This window comes from Arthrobacter sp. zg-Y895 (genome assembly GCF_020731025.1).
Classification (GTDB): Bacteria; Actinomycetota; Actinomycetes; order Actinomycetales; family Micrococcaceae; genus Arthrobacter_B.
The window spans coordinates 1-3,997 of the sequence record NZ_JAJFZY010000015.1; the positions used below are offsets into that span (position 1 = coordinate 1).

A 3,997-nucleotide genomic window follows, 5' to 3' on the forward strand; every position below is an offset into this window, starting at 1 on the left:
GGTGGGTGCGGGTAGAAGGGTTACGGCGGTCATAGCGTGGGGGAAACGCCCGGTCCCATTCCGAACCCGGAAGCTAAGACCCACAGCGCCGATGGTACTGCATCCGGGAGGATGTGGGAGAGTAGGTCACCGCCGGACAATAATTGAAGGTTGAGCCCGTACCAGTGTTGGTACGGGCTCTTCCTGTTTAACCCGCAGGGTTTAGTAAGGGCCGCGGTGCCTGGAGCAGGCGCCCCATCTATACGGCATGCCTTGGCGTTGTCCATCCTCAATGGCCCGGCCGTACTGTTTTCGGTCTCCGACCGCGCTGGATCACTCTTACCCTTACAAGCACGTATGCCGGCATATACCGTCGCGACTTCGGGGCGAGCGTTTGCCGGCTTTGAGCTGGTTTCTACTGCAGCTGCCCGTCTCAGTAAGCCAGCGAGAGAAGGCGGGACCTTATGAGCCGGAGTGGAGCACATACACAGTCTGGGGGGAACCGGGGGAGGGCCAGAAGGCAGCGGAGGTATCTGAGGACATTATTTGGTCTGGTGGGTGCACTGCTGGCCGCGTTGGTGGTGACGGCGTTGCCTGCGCAGGCGGTTTTCTCCGGACCGCAGCCAGGTACCGCTGTTCCCACTGCCGAGGTCGAAATCACGATGACAGGCACGGGGGTAGGGACGGCAGCAACTGGAGGACTACCTCCCGTTGGGGAGACATTTGATATCAGTACTTATCCACCGGACGTACCAGCCAATTACGAAGCAGACAATCCTTCATTCGCCGGCACCATCCTCACTGCAGACGCTGAGGGGAACACGCAGGAAATGTACTGCATCGACATCCGTACCTCCACCTACTCCGGGCTGGGCTATGAGAGCGGTACGTGGGGCGAAGCGAATGTCCCGAATGTGGGATACGTGAACCGGGTCCTGAACAGCTATTACCCTGATCAGCCGGGCCTTCCTGCCGAAGCAGCGAATGACAGTATTCGTGCCGCAGCGGTCCAGGCAGCAATCTGGTTCTTCAGCGACGGCTTCGTCCTGCAGGACATTGACCCGCTCCGCCCGCTGACCCAGGGGATTATCGACGCTGTTCTGGCCGTCGGGCCACTCACGGAACCGCCTGCTCCGGACGTGACTATTGATCCGCCTGTGGCCGCCGGACCCGTGGACGGCGTGACGGGACCGTTTACTGTCAGCGCCGGCGGCGGGGCGGCCCTGACCGTGGAGGCTCCTGCTGGATTCACTTTGTTCACGGACCCCGCAGGGACCGTTCCGCTTGTGAACCCGGTCGCGTCCGGTACCCAGGTCTGGGTACGGAGCGCAGCGCAGACAACGGACCCGGCTGTCATCACAGCCAGCGCCGTAGTACCCGTAGAGACTGGCAATGTCTACCTCTACACTGGCAACAATCCCGACGTGACTGAGGCGCAAAAGCTGATCCTGGCGGCCAATGCCGAGATTGAATCCAACGCCCAGGCAACGGCGGAGTTCTTCGTCGCCGGAGACCTGACGGTAAATAAGGCCTTTGCCGGAGAGGCAGTCGGCAGCCAGGGCGCCATTGTCCTCACCATGGACTGCGGTCCTATAGGGGCCTTCGTCTTCGAAATCCCGGCCGGGGCAACAACGCCGGTCACCGAAACGGTTACCGACCTTCCGGTTGGAACGGTCTGTTTGGTGACGGAAGAGGTTACCGGGTCCACCACGGAGGTGACGGTTACGCCTACGTTCTCAGATCCGGTGACTATCGCTGAGGGGGAGAATGTCCTCACAGTGACTAATACGGTGGAATTCAATCCCGGCAGCCTGGTGGTGGGGAAAACCATCAGCGGCTCCGGAGCCGGCCTGCAGGAAGAAGTCGTGCTTCACATCCAGTGCGGTAACGGACTGATCGACGAGATCTTCGTTATCCCCGAGGGGACTTCGGCGGATACCTTCACCCAGCGGTACGACGGCATCCCGGCGGGAACGGTGTGTCGGGTTACGGAGCCGGCATCCGGCGCCAATGAGGACGTGACCGTGGAATCGTCAGGTACGGCGGAGGTAACCATCCTGCCTGGTCAGGAGATGACGGCTGAGGTTATCAATGAATACGCGCCGGTGCCGGTAACCGAACGGCTCCCGCGCACCGGGGCCGACGGCGCCACGGTGCTGGGCGCTGTGGCCGGCGCTGCAGTACTCGCCGGATCGGTCCTGGTTCTTGGAACCTCGCGACGGCGGCGCAGCTAGTTAGCGGTGGCGATTGCTGCTGAAGTTCGCTCCAGCGCTGCCGACGGCAAGACCCCGAGACCTCTTTCTACGAATATGGCGGTTTTCACTACACCCGGCCTCGGATTCCACATACTGTGCCCAGCACAGGCCGAACTGGTTTCGGCCTGGTCACTCGCGAGTCATCCCCAGGGATAGAAGCAGGAGACCCCTATGAGCCATCATTACTTTCCATCCGGGCCGCGGCGTCAGCCGGGGCCCGAGCGCCGGATACGCAGGTCTCTTTTAGGCGTGGCGGCCGCTGCAGCGCTGCTGCTGGCACCGTTCGCGGCACCCGCGAATGCCTCCTGGGCAGAGCCGGACCCGAATGATCCGGCGCCGGTAGCCGGCACCAATGCGGAAGTCGTGACTACCGACCTCGGGCCCGCCCAAAGGGTACAGGCGTTCGTGGCTGACAATCCCACCCCGCCGGATCCCTTGGCACCGTATCCAGAGGAGAACCCAGTGGGAGTGCCTGTGACCGGCCGGTTCGCGGGCATCATTTTGACTGAGGATGCCGGTGGCGGGACCGGGCAGATGTACTGCATCGACACAGCGGTGGAGACCATGGTCGGCATCGGCTACGTTCAGGGGGCCTGGGAGGAAGCCAACGTAGCCAACATCGGCTACGTAAATTACATCCTGAACAACTACTATCCTGCGAATCCCGCAGCGCCTGCGGGCTTAACCGTCAATCAGCAGGCTGCGGCGGTGCAGGGTGCGATCTGGTACTTCACCGACGGATACCTGGTCAACACTACGGAGACGGTCATCAGGCCCGCGGTTGAGGCGATCGTCGCCGACGCACAGGCCAACGGGCCCTTGGTGGAACCGCCCCCGCCGAATGTCACCGTCACCCCACCGGTTGCTGCGGGTCCGGCGGGAGGCGTGGCGGGCCCGTTTACGGTCGCGTCGGAAGGAGCAGCGGAGGTTACCGTTTCCGTGCCTGCCGGGTACACCATGTTTGCCGATGCTGCGGGGACCGTCCCCATCCCGACCGGAAGCACAGTCCTTTCGGGAGCTCAGATCTGGGTGGCCGGCCCCCCGGGTTCAACCGCTCCGGGTGTCCTTAGCGCCCGCGCTTCCGTCACGGTCCAGACCGGCAACGTCTACCTCTACGACCAGGGCGATCCGCTGTTGGACAACGCGCAGCCCCTCATCCTCGCCGCGACCACGGCGTTGGAAGCGACTGCCGAGGCGACCGCCGAGTTCTTTGTGCCGGGAGACCTCGTGGTGAACAAAACCTTTGCAGGTGAAGCCGCAGGCAGCCAAGGTGCAATCGCGCTCACTGTCGACTGTGGTGCAGCGGGGCTGTTTAGCTTTGAAATCCCCGCAGGAACCACAGCTCCCGTCAGCGAAACGATTGTTGATCTTCCGGTGGGTACAGTGTGCTCCGTCACCGAACCGGTCACGGGATCCACTACGGAGGTGACGGTTACGCCTACGTTCTCAGATCCGGTGACTATCGCTGAGGGGGAGAATGTCCTCACAGTGACTAATACGGTGGAATTCAATCCCGGCAGCCTGGTGGTGGGGAAAACCATCAGCGGCTCCGGAGCCGGCCTGCAGGAAGAAGTCGTGCTTCACATCCAGTGCGGTAACGGACTGATCGACGAGATCTTCGTTATCCCCGAGGGGACTTCGGCGGATACCTTCACCCAGCGGTACGACGGCATCCCGGCGGGAACGGTGTGTCGGGTTACGGAGCCGGCATCCGGCGCCAATGAGGACGTGACCGTGGAATCGTCAGGTACGGCGGAGGTAAC

At 62.5% G+C, this 3,997-nt stretch carries 2 protein-coding genes and 1 rRNA gene; all 3 read left to right on the forward strand.

The window, feature by feature from the left end:
• The first annotated feature begins 21 nt into the window (after positions 1 to 21).
• A 5S ribosomal RNA gene (gene rrf, locus LJ760_RS17225) occupies positions 22 to 138 on the forward strand.
• Positions 139 to 533: 395 nt separating this feature from the next.
• On the forward strand, positions 534 to 2,213 hold the full coding sequence (locus tag LJ760_RS17230) for a thioester domain-containing protein (protein ID WP_227924590.1): 1,680 nt from the start codon (positions 534 to 536) through the stop codon (positions 2,211 to 2,213).
• A 270-nt stretch (positions 2,214 to 2,483) separates the two neighbouring features.
• A partial coding sequence (locus LJ760_RS17235; RefSeq protein WP_227924592.1) for a thioester domain-containing protein occupies positions 2,484 to 3,997 on the forward strand: 1,514 nt, incomplete at its 3' end.